This is a genomic window from Flavobacterium sp. ENC (assembly GCF_020991415.1).
In the GTDB taxonomy this organism is placed as follows: domain Bacteria; phylum Bacteroidota; class Bacteroidia; order Flavobacteriales; family Flavobacteriaceae; genus Flavobacterium.
This window is the reverse complement of the sequence record NZ_JAJMOY010000008.1, coordinates 77,125-97,407: the sequence shown is the minus strand read 5'-3', so window position 1 is coordinate 97,407 and position 20,283 is coordinate 77,125. Positions and strand designations below refer to the sequence as shown.

20 protein-coding genes are annotated in these 20,283 nt (G+C 35.8%); 10 read left to right on the top strand and 10 right to left on the bottom strand.

Translation table 11 applies throughout. From position 1 onward, the window contains the following. Nucleotides 1–30: 30 nt before the first annotated feature. Both LPB89_RS18410 and LPB89_RS18405 read right to left on the bottom strand, forming a co-directional pair. A complete protein-coding gene (locus tag LPB89_RS18410; RefSeq protein ID WP_171568394.1) occupies nt 31–273 on the bottom strand; it encodes a DUF3098 domain-containing protein in 243 nt (80 codons plus the stop codon). 67 nt (nt 274–340) lie between these two features. After that, on the bottom strand, nt 341–1,216 hold the full coding sequence (locus LPB89_RS18405; protein WP_230703142.1) for an ABC transporter permease: 876 nt from the start codon (nt 1,214–1,216) through the stop codon (nt 341–343). 795 nt (nt 1,217–2,011) lie between these two features. On the opposite strand from LPB89_RS18405, the gene leuS reads away from it, so the two are divergent. The 5 genes from leuS (at nt 2,012) to LPB89_RS18380 (ending at nt 7,953) form a co-directional block, all read left to right on the top strand. Next, a complete protein-coding gene (gene leuS / locus LPB89_RS18400; protein WP_230703141.1) occupies nt 2,012–4,930 on the top strand; it encodes a leucine--tRNA ligase in 2,919 nt (972 codons plus the stop codon). A 274-nt stretch (nt 4,931–5,204) separates the two neighbouring features. Continuing rightward, nucleotides 5,205–6,056, top strand: coding sequence for an alpha/beta fold hydrolase (locus LPB89_RS18395; RefSeq protein WP_230703140.1), 852 nt, complete (start codon nt 5,205–5,207; stop codon nt 6,054–6,056). After that, nucleotides 6,056–6,526 (top strand): RNA polymerase sigma factor, encoded by a 471-nt coding sequence (locus tag LPB89_RS18390; RefSeq protein WP_230703139.1) that lies wholly within the window; start codon nt 6,056–6,058, stop codon nt 6,524–6,526. Before LPB89_RS18395 ends, LPB89_RS18390 begins: the two co-directional genes overlap by 1 nt. Then, nucleotides 6,516–7,106: a hypothetical protein gene (locus LPB89_RS18385; RefSeq protein WP_230703138.1), complete on the top strand. Its 591-nt coding sequence runs from the start codon at nt 6,516–6,518 to the stop codon at nt 7,104–7,106. Before LPB89_RS18390 ends, LPB89_RS18385 begins: the two co-directional genes overlap by 11 nt. A gap of 160 nt (nt 7,107–7,266) precedes the next feature. Continuing rightward, nucleotides 7,267–7,953, top strand: coding sequence for a zinc metallopeptidase (locus LPB89_RS18380; RefSeq protein WP_230703137.1), 687 nt, complete (start codon nt 7,267–7,269; stop codon nt 7,951–7,953). Nucleotides 7,954–8,074: 121 nt separating this feature from the next. On the opposite strand, the gene LPB89_RS18375 is transcribed toward LPB89_RS18380, so the two are convergent. The 3 genes from LPB89_RS18375 to LPB89_RS18365 all read right to left on the bottom strand — a co-directional run bounded on the left by LPB89_RS18375 (nt 8,075) and on the right by LPB89_RS18365 (nt 10,121). Beyond that, the gene (locus LPB89_RS18375) at nt 8,075–8,545 is read right to left on the bottom strand and encodes an Lrp/AsnC family transcriptional regulator (protein ID WP_007811264.1); all 471 of its coding nucleotides are present in this window, start codon (nt 8,543–8,545) and stop codon (nt 8,075–8,077) included. A 143-nt stretch (nt 8,546–8,688) separates the two neighbouring features. Continuing rightward, nucleotides 8,689–9,438, bottom strand: a complete 750-nt coding sequence (locus tag LPB89_RS18370; RefSeq protein ID WP_127340493.1) for a uroporphyrinogen-III synthase — start codon at nt 9,436–9,438, stop codon at nt 8,689–8,691. A 14-nt stretch (nt 9,439–9,452) separates the two neighbouring features. Next, a complete protein-coding gene (locus tag LPB89_RS18365; RefSeq protein WP_230703136.1) occupies nt 9,453–10,121 on the bottom strand; it encodes a DUF4271 domain-containing protein in 669 nt (222 codons plus the stop codon). A 106-nt stretch (nt 10,122–10,227) separates the two neighbouring features. On the opposite strand from LPB89_RS18365, the gene LPB89_RS18360 reads away from it, so the two are divergent. Genes LPB89_RS18360 through LPB89_RS18350 form a run of 3 tightly spaced genes read left to right on the top strand, consistent with a single transcriptional unit; the run spans nt 10,228 to nt 12,804 of the window. Next, a complete protein-coding gene (locus tag LPB89_RS18360) occupies nt 10,228–10,953 on the top strand; it encodes a polyprenol monophosphomannose synthase (protein ID WP_230703135.1) in 726 nt (241 codons plus the stop codon). Nucleotides 10,954–10,964: 11 nt separating this feature from the next. Next, complete coding sequence (locus LPB89_RS18355) at nt 10,965–12,305, top strand: dihydroorotase (protein WP_230703134.1); 1,341 nt, start codon at nt 10,965–10,967, stop codon at nt 12,303–12,305. A 10-nt stretch (nt 12,306–12,315) separates the two neighbouring features. Further along, nucleotides 12,316–12,804 (top strand): DUF4296 domain-containing protein, encoded by a 489-nt coding sequence (locus tag LPB89_RS18350; RefSeq protein ID WP_230703133.1) that lies wholly within the window; start codon nt 12,316–12,318, stop codon nt 12,802–12,804. A gap of 2 nt (nt 12,805–12,806) precedes the next feature. On the opposite strand, the gene LPB89_RS18345 is transcribed toward LPB89_RS18350, so the two are convergent. Next, on the bottom strand, nt 12,807–13,808 hold the full coding sequence (locus LPB89_RS18345; protein WP_230703132.1) for an NAD-dependent epimerase/dehydratase family protein: 1,002 nt from the start codon (nt 13,806–13,808) through the stop codon (nt 12,807–12,809). A gap of 145 nt (nt 13,809–13,953) precedes the next feature. Further along, entirely contained in the window at nt 13,954–15,201 is a 1,248-nt protein-coding gene (locus LPB89_RS18340; protein ID WP_230703131.1) for a PorT family protein, read from the bottom strand. 259 nt (nt 15,202–15,460) lie between these two features. Between LPB89_RS18340 and tyrS the strand changes: the two genes are divergently transcribed. Both tyrS and LPB89_RS18330 read left to right on the top strand, forming a co-directional pair. Beyond that, nucleotides 15,461–16,756 carry a tyrosine--tRNA ligase gene (tyrS, locus tag LPB89_RS18335; protein WP_230703130.1) on the top strand — a complete coding sequence of 432 codons (1,296 nt, stop codon included), beginning with the start codon at nt 15,461–15,463 and terminating at the stop codon, nt 16,754–16,756. A 192-nt stretch (nt 16,757–16,948) separates the two neighbouring features. Beyond that, entirely contained in the window at nt 16,949–17,296 is a 348-nt protein-coding gene (locus LPB89_RS18330; protein WP_230703129.1) for a hypothetical protein, read from the top strand. A 61-nt stretch (nt 17,297–17,357) separates the two neighbouring features. On the opposite strand, the gene LPB89_RS18325 is transcribed toward LPB89_RS18330, so the two are convergent. From LPB89_RS18325 to LPB89_RS18315, 3 genes are all read right to left on the bottom strand, one after another. Further along, nucleotides 17,358–18,338: an acyl transferase gene (locus LPB89_RS18325; protein ID WP_230703128.1), complete on the bottom strand. Its 981-nt coding sequence runs from the start codon at nt 18,336–18,338 to the stop codon at nt 17,358–17,360. A gap of 154 nt (nt 18,339–18,492) precedes the next feature. After that, complete coding sequence (locus LPB89_RS18320; protein ID WP_230703127.1) at nt 18,493–18,831, bottom strand: T9SS type A sorting domain-containing protein; 339 nt, start codon at nt 18,829–18,831, stop codon at nt 18,493–18,495. Between the two features lie 105 nt (nt 18,832–18,936). Then, complete coding sequence (locus LPB89_RS18315) at nt 18,937–20,133, bottom strand: hypothetical protein (protein ID WP_230703126.1); 1,197 nt, start codon at nt 20,131–20,133, stop codon at nt 18,937–18,939. Nucleotides 20,134–20,283: the final 150 nt, after the last annotated feature.

Sequence of the window (20,283 nt, the reverse complement as noted above, 5' to 3'; positions counted from 1 at the left end):
ACCAATCTAAAATCTAACAATCTAAGTAGTCTATTTGGATTTTTTGAATATAGAATAAATCGTGATTCCGAAACCAATTAAAACGGTAGTAGGAGCCAGTCGAATACGTCTGAAGCTAAAAACATCCTCGTTGAAAACATTAGGATTATCACTTCCGCCACCCGACATTAAAATAAATCCCAAAGCAATAACCGCAATTCCTATCAAAAGGATTTTGTAGTTGATGCCGTCAAAAAGGAATTGTTGTTTTGGTTCTTCGTTATTATTTTTCATTGCTAATTAAATTCTTTTAAATGTTGGTTTTTCGTACACTGAAAACTGCGACTGTTTACTATTTTTACTAATAAAGATCGTCTGTTCTTAAATTCAGGAAACGTTGTGTTGCAAAGTGTGTACTTAACCAGGTAATCAGAATTCCTAATCCCAGGACAGCTAATAAAACCAATGCGATTAAGAATTTGTCTTCTAAAATCCCTAATCCCGGGAAATTTGTTTCTACGTAAAGTAAAAGTGCAATCAGTGCAATTATGGCAAGTCCTGCGCCTAAAAGTCCAAGTTTAACACTACGCGTTACGAATGGTTTACGGATAAACGATTTTGTTGCACCAACCATCTGCATGGTTTTGATGATAAAACGATTGGAATGTATCGATAAACGAAGTGAACTATTGATCAGTAAAACAGCTATTACCGTTAGAAAACCACTGATAATAAGAATCCACATACTGACTTTTTTGATATTGTCATTTACCAGATTTACCAATTGTTTGTCATAAACAATATCTGAAATCATAGCGTTTTTACGCAGATTGCTTTCAATTTGTAAAATACTGTCCCTTTCAACATAATCTGCTTTTAAGTGAATATCATACGAATTCAGCAAAGGGTTTTCCCCTAAGAAGGTCAGGAAGTCTTCTCCGATAATATCGGTATGTTCCTTGGCTGCTTTTTCTTTGGTAACGTAAACAAACGATCTTGCGAAAGGAGCTCTTTTTAATTCGGTGTTGAACGCTTTTATAACGCTGTCATTGGCTTCGTTTTTAAAGAAAACCGTCATGGCGATTTTTTCTTTAAAATCATCAGCCAGTTTTTTAGAATTTATAATGAATAATCCCAGTACGCCCAAAAGGAACAATACCAGAAAAACACTTAATACAACCGAAAAATAAGAGGAAATTAACCTGCGTTTTTGAAATTTATCAAAGTTAGAACTCATAGTTTGCTTAAATTATGTGGTAAAAATAATAAAGAATTTCTTTATTTAAAGTTAATAACGAACTTTTATACTATAAATGTACAATTTGATATTAAATAGTAAAGGTAATTTAACTGTAAAGTTTGCTAAGGCTTTCACAAGGTTCGCAAAGTTAAAAGAGAATAGCCACAGATTAATGAATTTAATCGCAAAGTTCGCTAAGGTTTTCGCAAAGTTCGCAAAGTTAAAAGAGAACAGCCACAGATTAATGAATTTAACCGCAAAGCTCGCTAAGATTTTCGCAGGGTTCGCAAAGTTTTATATAGATAAAGCCTTGCGGACTTTGCGTTTTATGAGTACCGTACTTAAAATAAAAAACTTAGCGTGCCTTGCGGTTAAAAACACAAATACTTATTTCACTTATGAATTTCAATATTTTGAGCCGGCATTCATGTTTAACCGCAAAGTTCGCAAGGTTTTCGCAGGGTTCGCAAAGTTTTATGTAGATAAAGCCTTGCGGTCATTGCGTTTTATGGACGGGGGGTACTTAAAATTAAAACCTTAGCGTGCCTTGCGGTTAAAAACACAAACACTTATTTCACTTTATGAATTTCAATACTTTCAAGTCCATACGGTTGTTTTTAGTTAATTTGAACAGGTATTTCATTATTTTATTTGTTTGCCAACGAAATAGCTTTGGTACAATCTGTAATAAATGTAAATTTGCCCTGAATTTATTAAAGTGGTAAACCTTAGAACCTTTGTCACTTTGCAACTTTGCAACTTTGTACCTTAAAAAAAAAATATAAACAAGGAATGAAATACAATCCGAACGAAATAGAAGCCAAATGGCAAAAATATTGGGCAGATCATCAGACTTTTGCAGCCGAAAACAATTCTGAAAAACCAAAACACTACGTACTGGACATGTTTCCGTATCCGTCCGGTGCGGGATTACACGTAGGGCATCCGCTGGGCTATATTGCTTCAGATGTGTATTCACGTTTTAAAAGACATCAGGGTTTCAATGTTCTGCATCCAATGGGTTACGACAGTTTCGGATTGCCGGCAGAACAGTATGCGATTCAGACCGGACAGCGTCCTGAAGATACCACGCGGGTAAATATTGATGGAGGAACAGATAAAGAAGGAAAAGAAATTGCCGGATACCGAAAACAATTGGATAAAATTGGATTTTCATTTGACTGGAGTCGTGAAGTACGTACTTCAAATCCCGATTATTACAAACATACACAATGGATTTTTATCCAGTTGTTTAATTCCTGGTACTGCAAAAAACAAGGGAAAGCCTTTAATATTGAGACTTTAGTTCAGGTTTTTTCAGAGGAAGGAAATATTCTGATTGAAGCAGTCTGCGATGATAATGTCGCTATTTTTACGGCAGACGAGTGGAATTCTTACTCGGATGACCAAAAAGAAAAGATCTTATTGCAATACAGAATGACGTACCTGGCAGAAACAGAAGTAAACTGGTGTCCCGGTTTAGGAACTGTTTTGGCCAATGACGAAATCGTAAACGGCGTTTCGGAACGTGGCGGTTATCCTGTAATTCGTAAAAAAATGACGCAATGGAGCATGCGTATTTCTGCTTATGCGGAACGTCTGCTGCAAGGTCTTAATGATATTGACTGGAGTGAATCTATAAAAGAATCTCAAAGAAACTGGATTGGGAAATCGGTTGGAGCACTTGTAAAGTTTCAGGTTTCAGGTTTCAAGTCTCAGAACGTTGTGCCAAGTGATGCAACTTCAAACGTAAAACCTGAAACAGATTTTATTGAAGTTTTTACCACCCGTCCTGATACTATTTTTGGAGTAACCTTTATGACTTTGGCACCGGAACATGATTTGGTCGCTAAAATTACAACTGCGGAGCAAAAAGCAGCGGTTGAAGCGTATATCGAAAAAACAGCAAAACGTTCAGAGCGGGAACGTATGGCCGATGTAAAAACAATTTCAGGCGTATTTACCGGAGCGTATGCAGAGCATCCTTTTACGAAAGAACCAATTCCGGTCTGGATTGGGGATTACGTTTTGGCAGGTTACGGGACAGGTGCTGTAATGGCGGTTCCTTGCGGAGACGAAAGAGATTATGCTTTTGCGAATTTCTTTAAAGGACAAAACGGAATGCCGGAAATCAAAAATATCTTCGCTAATGTTGATATTTCTGAAGCGGCTTATGGTTCTAAAGACAATGTAGAAATAGCCAATTCGGATTTCTTAAACGGACTAAACTATAAAACGGCTACTAAAGCTGTTATTCAGGAATTAGAAAAAATAGGGCAGGGAGCCGGAAAAACCAATTACCGTTTGCGCGATGCCGTATTTTCACGTCAGCGTTACTGGGGAGAGCCTTTCCCGGTTTATTATGTAAACGGACTTCCCAAAATGATTGACACGCAGCATTTGCCGATTATCTTACCGGAAGTAGAAAAATATTTGCCAACCGAAGACGGTCTGCCTCCTTTAGGAAACGCAGCTGTCTGGGCCTGGGATACCAAACAAAATAAGGTGGTCAATACCGATCTTGTAGATCATGTAACGATTTTTCCTTTGGAATTGAACACCATGCCGGGTTGGGCAGGAAGTTCCTGGTACTGGATGCGTTATATGGATGCGCACAATGAAAACGAATTTGCAGGCAAAGAAGCGCTGGCCTATTGGGAAAGCGTCGATTTATATATTGGTGGAAGCGAACACGCTACCGGACACTTATTGTATTCCCGTTTCTGGAATAAATTCTTAAAGGACAAAGGTTTTGCCCCAACCGAAGAACCCTTCAAAAAACTGATCAATCAGGGAATGATTTTGGGGACTAGTGCTTTTGTGTACAGAATTGAAGGAACAAACAGTTTTATTTCTAAAAATAAAATCGGGGATCATAAAGTGCAGCCAATCCATGCTGATGTTTCAATGGTAAATTCATCTGATGAACTGGATATTGAAAAATTCAAAGCATGGAGAGAAGATTACGCTGAAGCAGAATTTATTACTGACGAAAACGGAAAATACATTGTAGGCCGTGAGGTCGAAAAAATGTCGAAATCAAAATACAACGTAGTGACGCCGGATGACATTTGTAATGAATACGGGGCGGATACATTGCGTTTGTACGAAATGTTTTTAGGGCCATTAGAACAGGCAAAACCCTGGAATACTGCCGGTATTTCCGGAGTTTTTGGGTTCCTGAAAAAATTATGGCGTTTGTATGTGGATGAGAATAACGGTTTAATTGTCAACGATAATGAACCTACAAAAGACAACTTAAAATCATTACACAAAACCATCAAAAAAGTGGCCGAAGATATTGAGAATTTCTCTTTTAATACTTCTGTAAGCCAGTTTATGATTTGTGTGAATGAATTGTCGGCTCAAAACTGTCATTCGCGTGCCATTTTAGAACCGCTGGCTATCGTGATTTCTTCGTATGCGCCGCATATTGCAGAGGAATTATGGAGTTTGCTAGGGCATAACACCAGTATTTCTACTGTTGCCTTCCCTGTTTTCGAAGCAAAACATCTGGTAGAGAGCAGCAAGGAATATCCGGTTTCTTTCAACGGAAAAATGCGTTTCACGATCGAATTGCCTTTGGATTTAACCGCGGCACAAATCGAAGAAATCATTATGAAAGACGAAAGAACTTTACGTCAGTTAGATGGAAAAACACCGAATAAAGTGATTATTGTTCCCGGAAAGATTATCAATTTGGTTGGTTAACCAAATAAAATCCAATATTTAAAAATTCCAAATTCCAACTTTTGTTGGGGTTTGGGATTTTTTTTGTTTAAAATTCTCACACTTCAATTATCCGAACTTATCGGCTATTTGTTAAATCTATGTTTAATTGTATGCGGGTATTCATCGAATTTGAAAGGCGCACTATATATTTACGCACTTAATTGAAAAAAAAGAGTTGAAGTTTGTAACATTTTAATTCTTCCGGTATCCAAAAGGCGAATTTGATTCAGTAACTATTTAAAATTATCAAAAAATGAAAAAGCATATCTTCTTAGTTGTCGCATTATTATTTTCGGCTTTATGTTTAAATGTTTTTGCGCAAACAAAATCATATCCGTTTGAAGTTGTTAAATCAGGAAAAGGAAAACAATCTATTTTATTCATTCCCGGTTTTGCGTCTTCAGGAGAAGTCTGGAATGATACAAAAGCCAATTTCGAAAAAAGTTTTACCTGTTATACTTTAACAATGGCTGGTTTTGCCGGAGTGGCTCCACAGGCCAATGCTTCTTTTAAAAATTGGGAAGAGGCAATTGTCGCTTATATAACGGATCATAAAATCGTAAAACCAATTATAATCGGGCATAGCATGGGCGGAGGACTGGCCCTGGCTATTGCTGCTGATTATCCGGATTTGGCAGATCGAATTGTCGTGGTAGATGCAGTTCCGTGTCTGGCTGCATTGATGGATCCTTCTTTTAAAACAAAAGAAAATAATGATTGTATGCCAATGGTTGCTGCAATGATGAGCCTGACCGATCAGGAGTTTTATGACAATCAAAAAAAATACCTTCCCAAGCTGACCGCAGATACTACGAAGCATGAATTATTACTGGGGTGGAGCACCAAATCAGACCGAAAAACGTTTGGCGAAATGTACTGTGATTTTTCCAATACCGATTTAAGAGATAAGATTGCAACCGTAAAATGCCCGACATTAGTTTTACTGGAATCTTATTTTGTGAATCTTAAACCTGCCATCGAAAAGCAATATGAAAAATTAAAACTGGCCAATCTTCAATACGCGACCAAAGGATTACATTTTATTATGTATGATGACAAGGACTTTTATTTTAAACACCTGAATAACTTTATAAAAGTGAAATAATGGAGTTTGAAAATATCTACAAAACCTATTGGGAGCGGATATTCAGACTTTGTATGGGTTTTGTCAATGATCGTGATCTTGCACAGGACCTGGCTCAGGAAACTTTCATTATTGTATGGCAAAAGCTGGATACGTTCAGGAACGAATCGGGTATAGGAACCTGGATATTCAGAATTGCTTCCAACAATTGTCTGAGACAGATTGAAAAAGAAAAACGTTTTCCAAAAGCCGAACTTCCATCTCACATTACAGAAGAGCAACACTATTCAGTAGAGCCGCAAATTCAGTTTCTGTATCAATGTATTGCCGGGCTTCCGGAAATGGATCGTATTATTATTTCGCTGGAGCTGGAAGAAGTAAAACAGACGGAAATTGCCAAAATTGTCGGCCTTTCGGAATCGAATATCAGAGTTAAAATTCATAGGATTAAAGAAAAACTGACTCAAAAATTTAAAGAAAATGGACAATAATATTGACTTTAAGGATTTATGGAAGAAACAAGCCATAAGTCAGCCTGATATTGAGGATTTGCTGGAAAGAGTAAAACAGTTTAAAAAAGCAGGTGTACGTTCCATTTGGAAAACTAATATTTTGCTTGCTGCAACAAGCACTTTTATGATTTTTGTATGGTATTACTATCAGCCGCAATTTATTTCCACTAAAATCGGAATCATTCTTGGAATTTTGGCTATGGTGATTTACGTGGGGTTCTACAACAGGTTATTCAATATCTATAAAAATAGCGATGCCACACAGGACAATCACGAATATTTACAGCAGCTTATTTTGATTAGAAAAAAGCAACAATTTATACAGTCTGTAGTCCTGAGCTGGTATTTTATCCTTCTTATGACCGGGATTTGCCTGTACATGTATGAATACGCTTCGAGAATGACGGTTTTCTATGCCTTAATAACGTATGGAATTACGTTGTTGTGGATAGGATTTAACTGGTTTTACCTGCGCCCGAAACAAATTCAGAAACAAAAGGAAAAGATTGATAGTCTTATTGAGAAGTTTGAAGAGGTCAATGAGCAATTGGAATCATGAAAGGGAAGCTTTGTATTCGTTTACAAGGCTTTCTTTTGAAGGACAATCGATTAATCTGAAATTTTATCAGATTCGAAATGTCATTTTGGCATTTTGTTAAATTGGTTCAGAAATTGCTGTCTGTTTCGTAACTTTAAAATTCAATCAAAAAAATAAAGATATGGGAAGTGGATATTTAATTCTTGCCGGAGCCATTATGTTATTCAGCTGGATGGTAAGTTCAAAACTAAAAAGTAAATTCGAATTATATTCTAAGCTGCAATTGAGAAACGGAATGAGTGGTGCTGAGATTGCAGAAAAAATGCTGGCTGATAATGGAATTACGGATGTTCGTGTTATTTCAACTCCGGGACAGCTAACGGATCATTATAATCCGGGAGATAAAACAGTAAATTTAAGTGAAGCCGTTTATAATCATCGCAATGCAGCTGCGGCTGCTGTTGCCGCACACGAATGTGGTCACGCGGTACAGCATTCGATAGGTTACGAATGGCTGACAATGCGTTCTAAGTTAGTACCAATTGTAAATGTAGCGTCCAGCTACATGCAATGGATTTTATTAGCAGGAATTTTGATGATCCGTACTTTTCCGCAATTGCTGCTGATCGGAATCATTATTTTTGCGGCAACAACTTTGTTCTCTATCATCACTTTGCCGGTAGAGTATGACGCCAGTAATCGTGCGCTCGCCTGGCTCGAAAACAAACACATGCTGACACAGGAAGAACAGGCAGGGGCAAAAGATGCCTTAAAATGGGCCGCAAGGACTTATGTTGTAGCGGCTATCGGATCTATAGCCACGTTGTTGTACTATATCTCGATTTATTCGGGAAGCAGGAGGAATTAATTAGATAATTAGATAATGTGTCAATTAGATCATTTAACCCGATATGTTTTTAAACGTGTCGGGTTTGTTATTTTTAGAATTATCAAATTATCAAATTATCTCATTGACACATTATCTAATTCTAAAGCTGAATCTGCCTGTCAATCTGCTGGTCCAGTGAGATGAAAGTTTCTGTTCTGGAAACGCCTTCTATGGCTTGTATTTTAGTGTTTAGGAGCTGCATTAGGTGTTCGTTGTCACGACAGATGATTTTTATCAGGACAGACCAGTTTCCGGTTGTGTAGTGACATTCTAAAACCTCGGGGATTTTTTTCAGATCTTTTACGGCTTCAGAATTTCGGGAAGCTTTGTCGAGGTACACGCCTATAAATGCCATGGTGTTGTAGCCCAGTACTTTTGGGTTTACGGTAAATTTTGAGCCTGAAATTACTCCCGACTGCTCCAGTTTCTTCAGACGCTGGTGAATAGCAGCTCCCGAAATGCCTATTTTATTGGCAATTTGTAAAATGGGTTTTCGGGCATCATCCATTAGATAACGAAGAATTTCTTTATCGATACCGTCAATTTCAATTAGGAGAGAGTTGATTTTCATAAGAGTTGATATTTGAAACTAATTCTGGTAATTTGGTTTAGAATAGAAATCAAAAGTACTTTAAATGATTTTAAAATAAAAATTCCAAATTCCAACAGGTTAAAGTTGGGATTTGGAATTTTGAAATTATATTTTAAAAGGGACTATTTTCCTTTATTGGCTTCACTGATGTATTTTTCCAAAGCCATTGTCATGGAAGGAGTTTCAGGAGTCGGAGCAAGAATATCAATTCTTAATCCGTAATCTAAAGCTTCTTTTTGAGTGGTACTTCCGAAAACAGCAATTCGGGTGTCGTTTTGTTTGAAATCCGGGAAATTTTTGAACAAAGATTTTATTCCGGTTGGACTAAAAAAGGCCAGGACATCATAATAAACATCTGCCAGATCAGATAGGTCACTCATTACCGTTTTGTAAAAAATGGCCTGAGTCCAGTCTACTTTAAGATTGTTTAAAGTAATAGGAGCATCTGCATTTAACTGGTCAGAAGCCGGAAGTAAGAACTTTTCGTCCTTGTATTTTTTAATTAATGGAGATAAATCTGCAAAATCTTTTGCACCTACATAAATTTTACGCTTTCTGTACACTACATATTTCTGCAGGTAAAATGCTACGGCTTCAGATTGACAAAAATATTTCAGTCCTTCAGGAACTTTATAGCGCATTTCATCCGCTACTCTGAAAAAATGATCTACGGCATTTCTGCTTGTCAAAATAATCGCAGTGTAATGATTTAGATCAATTTTCTGTAATCTAATCTCTTTTGCGTTAACCCCCTCCACATGAATAAATGGTCTGAAATCAATTTTTATTTTGTGTTTTTGTTGGAGCTCAAAGTAAGGAGAATTTTCCACTTTAGGTTCAGGCTGTGACACCAAAATTGTTTTCACTTTCATATTATAAACTTTTACTAAGCCGCCTCTTTTGTAATCCAATAATACATGAAATAATAAGGGGCTATTTCAAGAGCGCAAAGATATAAAATAAAATAAAATAACTTGCTGATTATTATATTTTGATATGTTTTAATTGAAATAAAGTATGAGAATAGACTTATACATAGTGAAACACCGATGATTGCTAGCGGTACACTTTTCGGAATATTGTCATAATAAAATAAAATGGCATTAAAAGGAAGGATCAAAACGCCAATATAGGTTCGGTATGTTGCTTTTTGTAAGTTAAGAAGGTCGATAAATTCTTCAATATTGAATGAAGTAGCAACGATTTTTTCGATTAAATATTTTGCAAGAATAAAATAAAGCAAAAATGTGGCGATCTGAATAAATAAAACCCAGTCTGTTTTTGAGGCATATCCGAAAATATGCATCGTAAGCTGAATGAAAAATGCAAAGGAAATAATTTGCACAAAGAACAAACCGACAATGAAACTGCCTTTCAGATTGCTTGTATCACGATAGATTTTAGCATATTTATCTGAAAAAATAAGCTTGCTGAATTCGCTAAATCTCGCTTCGTATGCTGATTTAGTAATGGCCACAAGACCAAAGGCCAACACAAATAAAAATGTTGCCCAATCCTTGTTTTCGAAAATACGGGGATGAAGTTGTTCAATCATAACGTTACAAAATTAGTAATTTTTTATATCAATACTTTTATTATAAATTTATTATGAATCAAATGCCATAAAAAGTTTACTTTTGCGGTGAAATTTACCCAGAAAAATGAATGATTGTATTGTCATAATTCCCACTTATAACGAAATAGAAAACATAGAAAGTATAGTCAGAGCAGTACTTTCTCAACATAAGCCTTTTCATCTTTTAATAATCGATGATAATTCTCCGGATCACACTGCTAATAAGGTAGTTGCATTGCAGGAAGAATTTCCGGGAAGACTCTTCCTGGAAGTAAGAGCTAAAAAATCCGGTCTGGGAACCGCTTATGTTCATGGTTTTAAATGGGCTTTAGAACGAAAATACGATTTCATTTTTGAAATGGATGCCGACTTTTCCCATAATCCAAATGATCTTGAAAAATTGTTCGATGCCTGCCATTTCGGAGGTGCCGATTTGGCGATAGGATCGCGTTATGTAACAGGTGTAAATGTAGTGAACTGGCCATTAAGCCGCGTCTTGATGTCGTATTTTGCTTCGGTGTATGTGAAATTCATTACCGGAATGAAAATTCATGATGCTACAGCCGGTTTTGTCTGTTATAAAAGGGAAGTACTGGAAAAGATCAACCTCAATAAAATTAAATTTGTAGGCTATGCTTTTCAGATTGAAATGAAATACAGGACGTATTGTGGTAAATTTGAAATTTCAGAAGTGCCGATTATTTTTACAGACCGTACCAAAGGAGTTTCGAAAATGAGTAATGCAATCATTAAGGAAGCGATCCTGGGTGTAATATCACTTCGACTGAAGAAATTATTCAATACATTATAAAAGCTACGGTGATGAACAGAATTTTAATAAAGAACGCTAAAATTGTAAACGAAGGGTCGATTTTTGAAGGCGATGTATTGATTGAAAATGACTTAATTGTTGAAATTTCAGATAGTATCAGCTTAAAAACATCCGACTGTAAAGTTATTGATGCGGAAGGGAATTACTTAATGCCTGGTGCTATTGACGATCAGGTGCATTTCAGAGAACCGGGATTAACACATAAAGGGGATATTGAATCAGAATCCAGGGCAGCTGTTGCCGGCGGAATCACTTCTTTTATCGAACAGCCTAATACGGTGCCCAATGCGGTTACGCAGGAAATCTTAGAAGATAAATACCAGATTGCCGCCGTAAAATCATTTGCGAATTATTCGTTTATGATGGGAGCAACCAATGATAATCTGGAGGAAGTTTTAAAAACAAATCCAAGAAATGTTGCCGGAATCAAAATCTTTTTAGGTTCTTCAACCGGAAATATGCTGGTCGATAACGAGGCTACTTTAGAAAAAATATTTTCCAGTACGCCAATGTTAATCGCAGTACATTGCGAAGACGAAACTACGATCCAGAATAACCTGGCTTTGTTTAAAGAACAATATGGCGAAGATGTTCCTGTAACGGCACATCATCTGATCAGAAGTGCGGAAGCTTGTTATATTTCCTCTTCCAAAGCAGTAGCGCTGGCTAAAAAAACAGGTGCCCGACTGCATATTTTTCATCTTTCCACTGCGAAAGAAATGGAATTGTTTACCAATAAAATTCCATTGGAAGATAAAAAAATTACCGCTGAGGTTTGTGTGCATCATCTTTGGTTTACCGATGAAGATTATAAAACGAAAGGAAATTTCATTAAATGGAACCCTGCCGTAAAAACGGCAAGCGACAGAAAAGCACTTTGGGAAGCTTTAAATGATGGCCGTATCGATGTAATTGCTACAGACCACGCGCCACATACAAAAGAAGAAAAGAAACAATCGTACCTGAAAGCACCATCGGGCGGCCCATTGGTGCAACACGCTGTTGTAGCGATGTTTGAAGCACATCATCAGGGAAAAATCTCAGTGGAAAAAATCGTGGAAAAAATGTGCCATAATCCGGCTAAGATTTTCAAAATCGAAAAAAGAGGTTTTATAAAAGAGGGTTATTTTGCAGATTTGGTCATCGTAAACCCAAGCTTGCCATGGAGTGTTAATCCGGATAATATTTTATCAAAATGCGGATGGTCTCCATTTGAAGGTTTTGCTTTCAGATCCAGAATTACGCATACTTTTGTAAATGGGGAACTGGTTTACAATAACTTTAAAGTAAAAGATATTCGTAACGGAAAAAGATTATTGTTCGACAGATAAAAAAAGACAGATGAAGAATTTTGTAGTGATCGTATTGGTTTTGTTTCTTTCCGTAAGTTGTAAAAAGGAGTTGGTAAAACAACCCAAGGGACTTATTGAAAGAGAAAAGATGATTGATATTATGTATGATCTGTCTCTTCTTGAAGCTATAAAATATCAAAATCCATTATCGTTAGATTCAAGCGATACCAGTCAGAAGAGATTTGTGTGGCAGAAATACAAGGTAGACAGTCTGCAGTTTGCACAAAGCAATATTTATTATGCCGCTGATTACGAGGGCTACAAAGAGATGTTTGATGAAATTGCCAAACGATTGGAGAAAAATCAGAAAGTGGCAGATTCATTAGCTAAAATCGATGAGAAGAAGGCAGCTAAAGAAAAGAAAAATAAAGAAAAAATATCAGGACAAGCACACAAAACTGATAAAGCAAAATTGGTGAAGGTCAATGTTGATTCTATCAGAAGGACCATGCAAATGAAAAAGACAATTCAGAAATAATCTTATAATTTTGAAATGTCCCTTACATACTGATGTACATCTAAAAAAACCGTTCCCAGAGCGGTTTTTATTTTTTCATTAGAATACAAACTTTTAGAATAAGAAGCTTTTGCCGTTGCTTTGGTAATTCTTCTTTTCTGAAAGAACAAAGTCGAAAATATTCCATCGGCTACCCAGGCGAGATTCAATAAAAAAGGTTTAGCGTGAATGTGCGGTCTTTTTACTTTCAGCGTATCGGCAATTGTGTTTAGGATATCCCGAAAGACTATATTTTCTGCAATAAGTGTAAACCGTTCGTTTTTGATATTACTTTTCATTAATTCAAAAGCAATTTTAATGACATCGTTTACAGCAATAAATCCGGTACTCCCCAGTGTATAAAAAGAAAGCCCGTTAGCTACTTTTACGTAAAATTCAGCGCTTCCCTGTTCACAGCTTTTTGTTTTCGGAATTGGACCTAAAATTACCCCAGGATTTATAATAATCACTTCTAAACCTTCCTGTAACCCTCTCCAGACTTCCATTTCCGCACCATATTTAGAAATAGCATAGTCGCTATGTGGTTTTTCAGGATTCCATTCGGTTTCTTCTGTAATGATGGTTTCGTGGGGAGCCAGATCTCCTAAAGCAGCAATCGAACTCACAAAACAGAATTTTTTTACTTGTTTTGCGATAGATAAATTAACCATATTGGCCGTTCCTTCAATGTTGGTTTTTCTTAATTTGTCTTCGTCCTTGGGATCAAGAGAAATGAATGCTGCACAATGGTAAACATATTCAATTCCGGCAAAAGCAATTTCTAAAGACGGAACATCGAGAATATCGGCTTCCAGCCATTCAATTTTTGCAAATAGATCTTCCTTTTTATACAATTCGAAAACTAATCTGGTTTTCTGAATGTTGTTTGGGTTTCTGTAAATAGCCCTGACATTTTCTCCATTTTCAATTAAATGAAGTAATAAATGCGAGCCGACCAAACCTGTTCCTCCTGTGACTAATACCATTTTGTAAAGATAGTATTTTTGATAAATCAATTGGTAATGGAATTTTTATCATTGCAGATTTATCCGCCATATAAATAGAAAAAGCAACGAAAATAAATGGTTAATTTACTTTCGCTGCTTTAAAGTTAAACGGGTGAATTTTTTACTAAAAAATGGTATAGCCAAAAATAAAATCTATTGAACTGTATTTTGCAGAATGATAGACATAGTTGACCAATTCGTTTTTTGTATTAAATCTCATCTCAGCTGAGAACTTATTTTTGAAATTATAGCCTAATCCAAATGCCAGGTTTTTTCCCGGATTCCCATCAAATTTCACGGTACTGTTATCAGTTTTATTAGTATAAACTATGTCAGTCTTACTGCTTACATCTAATGAATAGGCAGCATTAATGAAGATCTTTGAGTTTTGATTCAAAAACATATAATGTCTAACACCTATTGGTAGTTGTATGGAGCTATGATTTATTTTTACATTGTAGGGTATTTGTGGATTTGATATAAAACCGGTGTAAACACTATAATCTTTTTCATCATCATATTTTTGATAGGTAGGGTTGACGAAAACACTCCATTTGTTTTTGTTGTAAGGAAGTATGTACTCGGCTTCTGCACCAATTTTGAAAATCATTTTTTTGTCAAGGTCAACAGTAAATTGAGCAGCAGCAGTATTTTTCATTGAAGTGGAAGCGATACTTATCCCTGGTGTTATTTTGATAAAGAATTGGCTTTTAGTTGTTCTCTTACCATTCTCCTCGCCTGAAGCAGGGCTGATATTGTTAAACTTAGAAAAATATTCTGTCAGGTCATCCTTTTTATATTTAAGATTTAGGATTTCTTTTTCAGTGGTTCCTTCCGATTTAACATTTCTAAAAAGCTGTTGTTTGTACTCGTTGTTTTCACTTATTCTTTCTGCGCCTTCATTTTTATCTGCCTGAATAAATTTGACATAAATCAGTTGTTCTGTCGGAATTGTTTTGGTATCATAAAAATATCGGTTCGTATTGCCTTCCGTATACCCGTACAAAGTGGCATCACCGGCTACGAGTACTTTTAAGAAGATGGTTTCTTCTCTCCAGTCCGGATTTCTATTCATCGATATTTTTTTCAGGTCATCGCTTGAACGGTCTATTTTTATCTTAAATCTTTTGTAGGTACTTTCATTGTCAATTCCGAATTCCTGTACTGTCGCAATGCTTTCTGTTGCAGGCTCTGAATCTGTAAGTTCCGTCTTGTATTTGAAATTTGTCGGATTGTCTTTCCAGTCTAAATTTTTGATATAGCATTCTGTTCTTTTTCCGCTATTTGAAATAAAATATCCTTTTTCAAATGATATTTGTGCGTTGGAAATAGTGTAATAAAAGAATAAAGTAAGAAGTAAAATTTTTTTCATATAGGGTTTTGTTTTTTTGCCAAAAGTAGTTAACGAAACAGAATAACCTACTGCTTCTTTAGGAAATTTTTTAAAACTTTTTCAGTCTGATCCCAGAACTTAAAATGCAGGGATTTAAGTGCTAAAACAAGTGGATTTATTTCTGAATTATCGGTTTATTCCTGAAACATAGCTGTAAAACAAAATCTTGATACCATATAAAATTTATATGATACGACTACTGTGGAATTAATTATATTTGCACAAATTATTTTAAAAAATGAAAAATCTAGTTGAAGAATTAAAATGGCGCGGGTTATATCACGACAGTATGCCTGGAACGGAAGAACAATTACTGAAAGAAGTAACAACAGCGTATATTGGTTTTGATCCAACAGCAGATTCACTTCATATTGGAAGCATGGTTCAGATTATTTTACTGGTTCATTTAAAGAATTTTGGCCACCAGCCGATCGCTTTGGTTGGAGGTGCAACCGGAATGATTGGTGATCCGTCTGGAAAATCAGATGAAAGAAATTTATTAAACGAAGAAACCCTGGCTAAAAATGTAGCGGGAATAAAAAGTGTTTTATCTCGTTTTCTGGACTTTAATTCGACCGATAAAAATGCTCCGGTAATGGTGAATAACTACGATTGGATGAAAGAGTTTTCGTTTATTGATTTTGCGCGCGAAGTTGGAAAACGTATTACCGTGAATTACATGATGGCGAAAGATTCTGTAAAAAAGAGACTGAGCGGAGAAGGAGAAGGAATGTCCTTTACGGAATTTACCTATCAGTTAATTCAGGGATACGATTTTTACCATTTATATAAAAACAACAATTGTATTTTGCAAATGGGTGGCTCTGATCAATGGGGAAATATTACCACGGGTACAGAATTAGTCCGCAGAATGGGAGGCGAAAACTCAAAAGCTTTTGCCCTGACCACTCCTTTGATTACAAAAGCAGACGGGTCTAAATTCGGGAAATCTGAAGGCGGAAACGTTTGGCTGGATGCTGATAAAACTTCGGTATATAAATTTTACCAGTTCTGGGTAAATGCTACAGATGTGGATGCCGAAAAATACATCAAGATTTTTACTTTTCTTGATAAGGAAGAAATCGATACTTTAATTGAAGAGCATAAAGCCGCTCCTCATTTGAGAGTTTTACAAAAAAGATTAGCGGAAGAAATTACCATCTTCGTTCACAGCAAAGAAGAATTGGAAAAAGCGATTCAGGCATCGAATATTTTATTCGGAAACTCAACGGCAGACGATTTGAAACAACTGGATGAAGCGACTTTTTTAGAAGTTTTTGACGGAGTTCCACAAGCTGAAATTGCAAAAGCAGATTTAGAAAACGGATTGGATATCATCACGGTTTTAAATGAAAAAACGGGTTTCTTTAAATCAAACGGAGAAGCAAGACGTGCGTTGACGGCCAATTCAATTTCGGTAAACAGAGAGAAAATCAAAGAAGATTTTGTGTTAACAGCAAATGATTTAATCAACAATCAGTTTGTGTTGCTGCAAAGCGGAAGGAAAAATTATTTTGTGCTGAGAATTGTTTAAATTGTTTAACCGGTTAATTGTTTAACCGGAATTTTAAAAGACGATTAAACATTAACACGGCCCTTTGATTACAGCCGCTAATATCAGAATTATAAAATGTCCCAATACTTCGAAAGAGGGTTGGGATTTTTTTTTGATTAGAACTGAATAAGTTTTTTATTTACTAAGTTTATCAACTAAAACTAAAAAAAAATGATTGGAATATTATTTCTGTATTGGATTTGGAAAGCATTCAGCAATCTGGCTATTGAATACAATAAAAACAAATGGAAATATTTTTTCATTGGATTAGGTTCGTATTTTGGAGTTAATTTTTTGGCGGCACTAATTTATGTTTTCGGGCTTGCAGTTGTTTATGGAATGGAGTCATTAGATGATGATAGCAATTATAATTCAAGTTTGGATTTTATTTGCGCAATACTTGGAGGATTAGGATGCTATTTTATTTATAAATATTTGGAAAATAAAAATAAAAAAGAAAAAGAGCTTTTAAATCAGGATGAAATAGAAAGTATTGGTATTGCAGTTGATGAAAATTAAAAACAATTTCTTTTTTGGAAGTTTTCCGGTTAACCAATGAAACAAATCAACGATTAAACCTTTAGAGAACCATCAAATTACATCCTCGAATATCAGAATTATCAAAACGTCCCAATACTTCGAAAGAATTGTTGGGGTTTTTCTTGCCTAAGTCCTGTGTAGCGATAAAAGAACACGAATTAATATTGGCCAAATCAATAACGTTTATTCCGCCGGTTTTTCCATCTTTTACGTAAGTGAGGGCATCTTCCGGATCCCGGACAAGGATAGTCATCCAGGAAGGGCATTCAAAAACACCTTCTCCTAAAGAGTAAGCCTGTCCTAAAAGTTCGGTCATTCCGTATTCAGAGTTAATGGCCTGTACCCCAAAGCCTTTGCAAAGCTGTTCGTGAAGTTCTTCCCGAATCATTTCTTTACGTTTGCCTTTCATTCCTCCCGTTTCCATAATAATGGTATGCTGAAGCTGAAACTGATGTTTTTCAATTAAATCCAATAAGGCGTAAGTAACGCCAATCAGAATTGTATTTTGGCCTGCATGGTCTAATTCAATAAGCTTTTGAATAAGTTCATCGTGGTTGTGCAAATAAAACCCGCTTTCAGGCTGATTGGATAGTTTTATCAGGTCTTCAACCATGTAGATTAACGAAGAGCCTTCGCGCTCGAGATAAGACGGTAAAAGCGCTAAAACAACGTAATCTTCAATATTGCCGTAAAATTCAGAAAATCCTTTTCGGTAGCTTTCTTCGTATAAAGAAACGTCGGTTACCAAATGTTTACTGGTAATCATCCCTGTAGTTCCGCTGCTGGTAAAAGTGACCTGGGCAGGATCTGTATTGGAGACCACATTATGGCTTTTGAAAAACTGAATAGGCAGAAAAGGAATTTGCTGTATTGATTTTACCTGCTGTGGATTTACTTTTAACAAATCACAAAAATCACGATATACTTTGTTATTCTCATGTTGAAAACGAAACACTTTTAGTGCTGTTTTTTCAAATTGTTTCTGACCTGAAATGGTAAATATATCGTTGGCTGTAATCAAAACTTTTTTTGTGCAAAGGTAGGGATAATTGTAAAAAGTTTTCAGTTTTCAGTCTCAGTTTTCAGTCTTAATCTGCCATAGTTACTGAAAACTGAAAACTGCGACTGCCTACTATTAAAAAGGCTCCAATGAACATTGGAGCCTTTTTAATGTTTTATCGAATAATGAGCTTTCGCGTTGCGGTAGCATTTTCTTCGCTGATTTTTATGATGTAAACGCCGGGAGCTAAATCTGCGACATTTAATTCTTTTGAAGTCAGGTGCGTCTGAATTACTTTTTTACCTAAAAGGTCAAACACAATAATTTCCTTCTCTAAATCGTTCTTAGAGGAGATGTATACTTTTCCATTTAAGACCGGGTTAGGATACAGGCTCAGTCCCTCTATAGTATTTCCATCCTGAGGTTTTGACGTTTGTTTACTGTCTTGTGCAGAAGCACTTACGGTAAAGAAAAAAGCCAGTAAGATTATAATATAAAAGTAGTTTTTCGCCATCGCATTTTTTTAGATAAGTAAATATACAAAAAAAATTACAAAAATGACGCCAAAAAAAAACATCCTAAAATTTTAGGATGTTTTTAACATTTTATGTGTTTTTTATTATTTTGTCAAATCTACACCGTCAACTGTAGCCCATGCACCAGCAGTTAAAGAAGCTCCAGTAGCAGTAGCGCTAGTAGTGAAATTTCCAGCTGGGAAAGTTACTGTAAAATCAGGTATACCTGCAATTGGCGTTACATTTGTAGTATTAGAAATTTTAACATTTAAAATTTTAATTTTACCTGTATTTACCTGATGTGTATTAGTTGCAGCATCTAAGATACTAACTACACTTCCATGATAAGTGGTAGTAGAATTTGGAGGTGTAAAGTTACCGTAACCATCAATAACGATGTTGCTGTATTCTCCATTACCTTCTCTTTTGAATTGGAAAGCATCAACTTGGTTATCTGAAAGTTCTGGAATTGTACCAGTCGCTCTTTTTAAAGTAATGTTAGAAACTTTTGGTCCAAAAGCATTGTCATTTGCAGAAGCTTCGATTTCCATTCCGTAGTTACCTTTACCAGTTTGGTAAGCATACCAGTTTGTATTAGCAGTACCTTGCCATCCATCTTGCCAGTCAAATGAATCATCTGTGTTTCCGTAAGAAATAGCATTTGTTAAACTTACAGTTCCACCGAAGAACTCATATCCGTCATCAGCACCTTTGTAAGATACCAAGTGATCTAGTTTTGTTCCTGAACCTACTGAGTAAAAAGTAAAACCATTGTTTTCTTTATTACCATCCGCTAATTTAGATCCAGCATATTCTACTCTTGTGTATACTAATGAACCACTGTTGTCAGTAGGATTTGTTCCACCGTAAGTAATTTTGTTACCATCTTCAGAAGTACCGGTAGTTAATCCGCCAGCAATTAATGCAGGAGCATTTCCGTATACGATAATTCCACCCCAAGAACCAGGAACTTTAGATTTTTCAGTAAATACAACTGGTTTGTCAGCAGTACCGTTAGTTATTAATTTTCCACCTTTTAAAACAACTAATGCGTTGTCTCCGGTAGCTTTATCAATAGTAATTGTTGATCCTGCATCAAAAGTTACAGTTACACCGTCGTTAATTTTTACAATTCCTTTTAAAGTGTAGTTACCGTAAGCAAAAGTTTTGTTTGCAGTGATCGTACCTGTAATTTCACCTGTTGCAGGTGGTGTAACAGTATTGTTGTCATCATCACTACTTGAGCAAGAATTTAAAAATAAACTCGTAGCAAGTGCTAAAGCAAAAAATTTAGTTTTCATAGTTGTGTTATTATGTGTTTTTATTTTTGTCAAAATTAGAACGATAATCTTTTTAAGGTGTTATCTGAATATTACTTTACGGTTACCAAAAGACAACTATAATGTCAAGAGAATGTTAAGTGATTTTTCCTGTAGTTAATGAAATAAAAA

Coding starts and splice junctions, on each gene's coding strand:
- LPB89_RS18315 (WP_230703126.1), bottom strand. CDS start 20,133: ATGAAAACTAAATTTTTTGCTTTAGCACTTGCTACGAGTTTATTTTTA.
- LPB89_RS18340 (WP_230703131.1), bottom strand. CDS start 15,201: ATGAAAAAAATTTTACTTCTTACTTTATTCTTTTATTACACTATTTCC.
- LPB89_RS18365 (WP_230703136.1), bottom strand. CDS start 10,121: ATGATTGAACAACTTCATCCCCGTATTTTCGAAAACAAGGATTGGGCA.
- LPB89_RS18375 (WP_007811264.1), bottom strand. CDS start 8,545: ATGAAAATCAACTCTCTCCTAATTGAAATTGACGGTATCGATAAAGAA.
- LPB89_RS18330 (WP_230703129.1), top strand. CDS start 16,949: ATGATTGGAATATTATTTCTGTATTGGATTTGGAAAGCATTCAGCAAT.
- LPB89_RS18410 (WP_171568394.1), bottom strand. CDS start 273: ATGAAAAATAATAACGAAGAACCAAAACAACAATTCCTTTTTGACGGC.
- tyrS (WP_230703130.1), top strand. CDS start 15,461: ATGAAAAATCTAGTTGAAGAATTAAAATGGCGCGGGTTATATCACGAC.
- LPB89_RS18320 (WP_230703127.1), bottom strand. CDS start 18,831: ATGGCGAAAAACTACTTTTATATTATAATCTTACTGGCTTTTTTCTTT.
- LPB89_RS18350 (WP_230703133.1), top strand. CDS start 12,316: ATGAAGAATTTTGTAGTGATCGTATTGGTTTTGTTTCTTTCCGTAAGT.
- LPB89_RS18380 (WP_230703137.1), top strand. CDS start 7,267: ATGGGAAGTGGATATTTAATTCTTGCCGGAGCCATTATGTTATTCAGC.
- LPB89_RS18395 (WP_230703140.1), top strand. CDS start 5,205: ATGAAAAAGCATATCTTCTTAGTTGTCGCATTATTATTTTCGGCTTTA.
- LPB89_RS18370 (WP_127340493.1), bottom strand. CDS start 9,438: ATGAAAGTGAAAACAATTTTGGTGTCACAGCCTGAACCTAAAGTGGAA.
- LPB89_RS18345 (WP_230703132.1), bottom strand. CDS start 13,808: ATGGTATTAGTCACAGGAGGAACAGGTTTGGTCGGCTCGCATTTATTA.
- LPB89_RS18360 (WP_230703135.1), top strand. CDS start 10,228: ATGAATGATTGTATTGTCATAATTCCCACTTATAACGAAATAGAAAAC.
- LPB89_RS18390 (WP_230703139.1), top strand. CDS start 6,056: ATGGAGTTTGAAAATATCTACAAAACCTATTGGGAGCGGATATTCAGA.
- LPB89_RS18405 (WP_230703142.1), bottom strand. CDS start 1,216: ATGAGTTCTAACTTTGATAAATTTCAAAAACGCAGGTTAATTTCCTCT.
- leuS (WP_230703141.1), top strand. CDS start 2,012: ATGAAATACAATCCGAACGAAATAGAAGCCAAATGGCAAAAATATTGG.
- LPB89_RS18355 (WP_230703134.1), top strand. CDS start 10,965: ATGAACAGAATTTTAATAAAGAACGCTAAAATTGTAAACGAAGGGTCG.
- LPB89_RS18385 (WP_230703138.1), top strand. CDS start 6,516: ATGGACAATAATATTGACTTTAAGGATTTATGGAAGAAACAAGCCATA.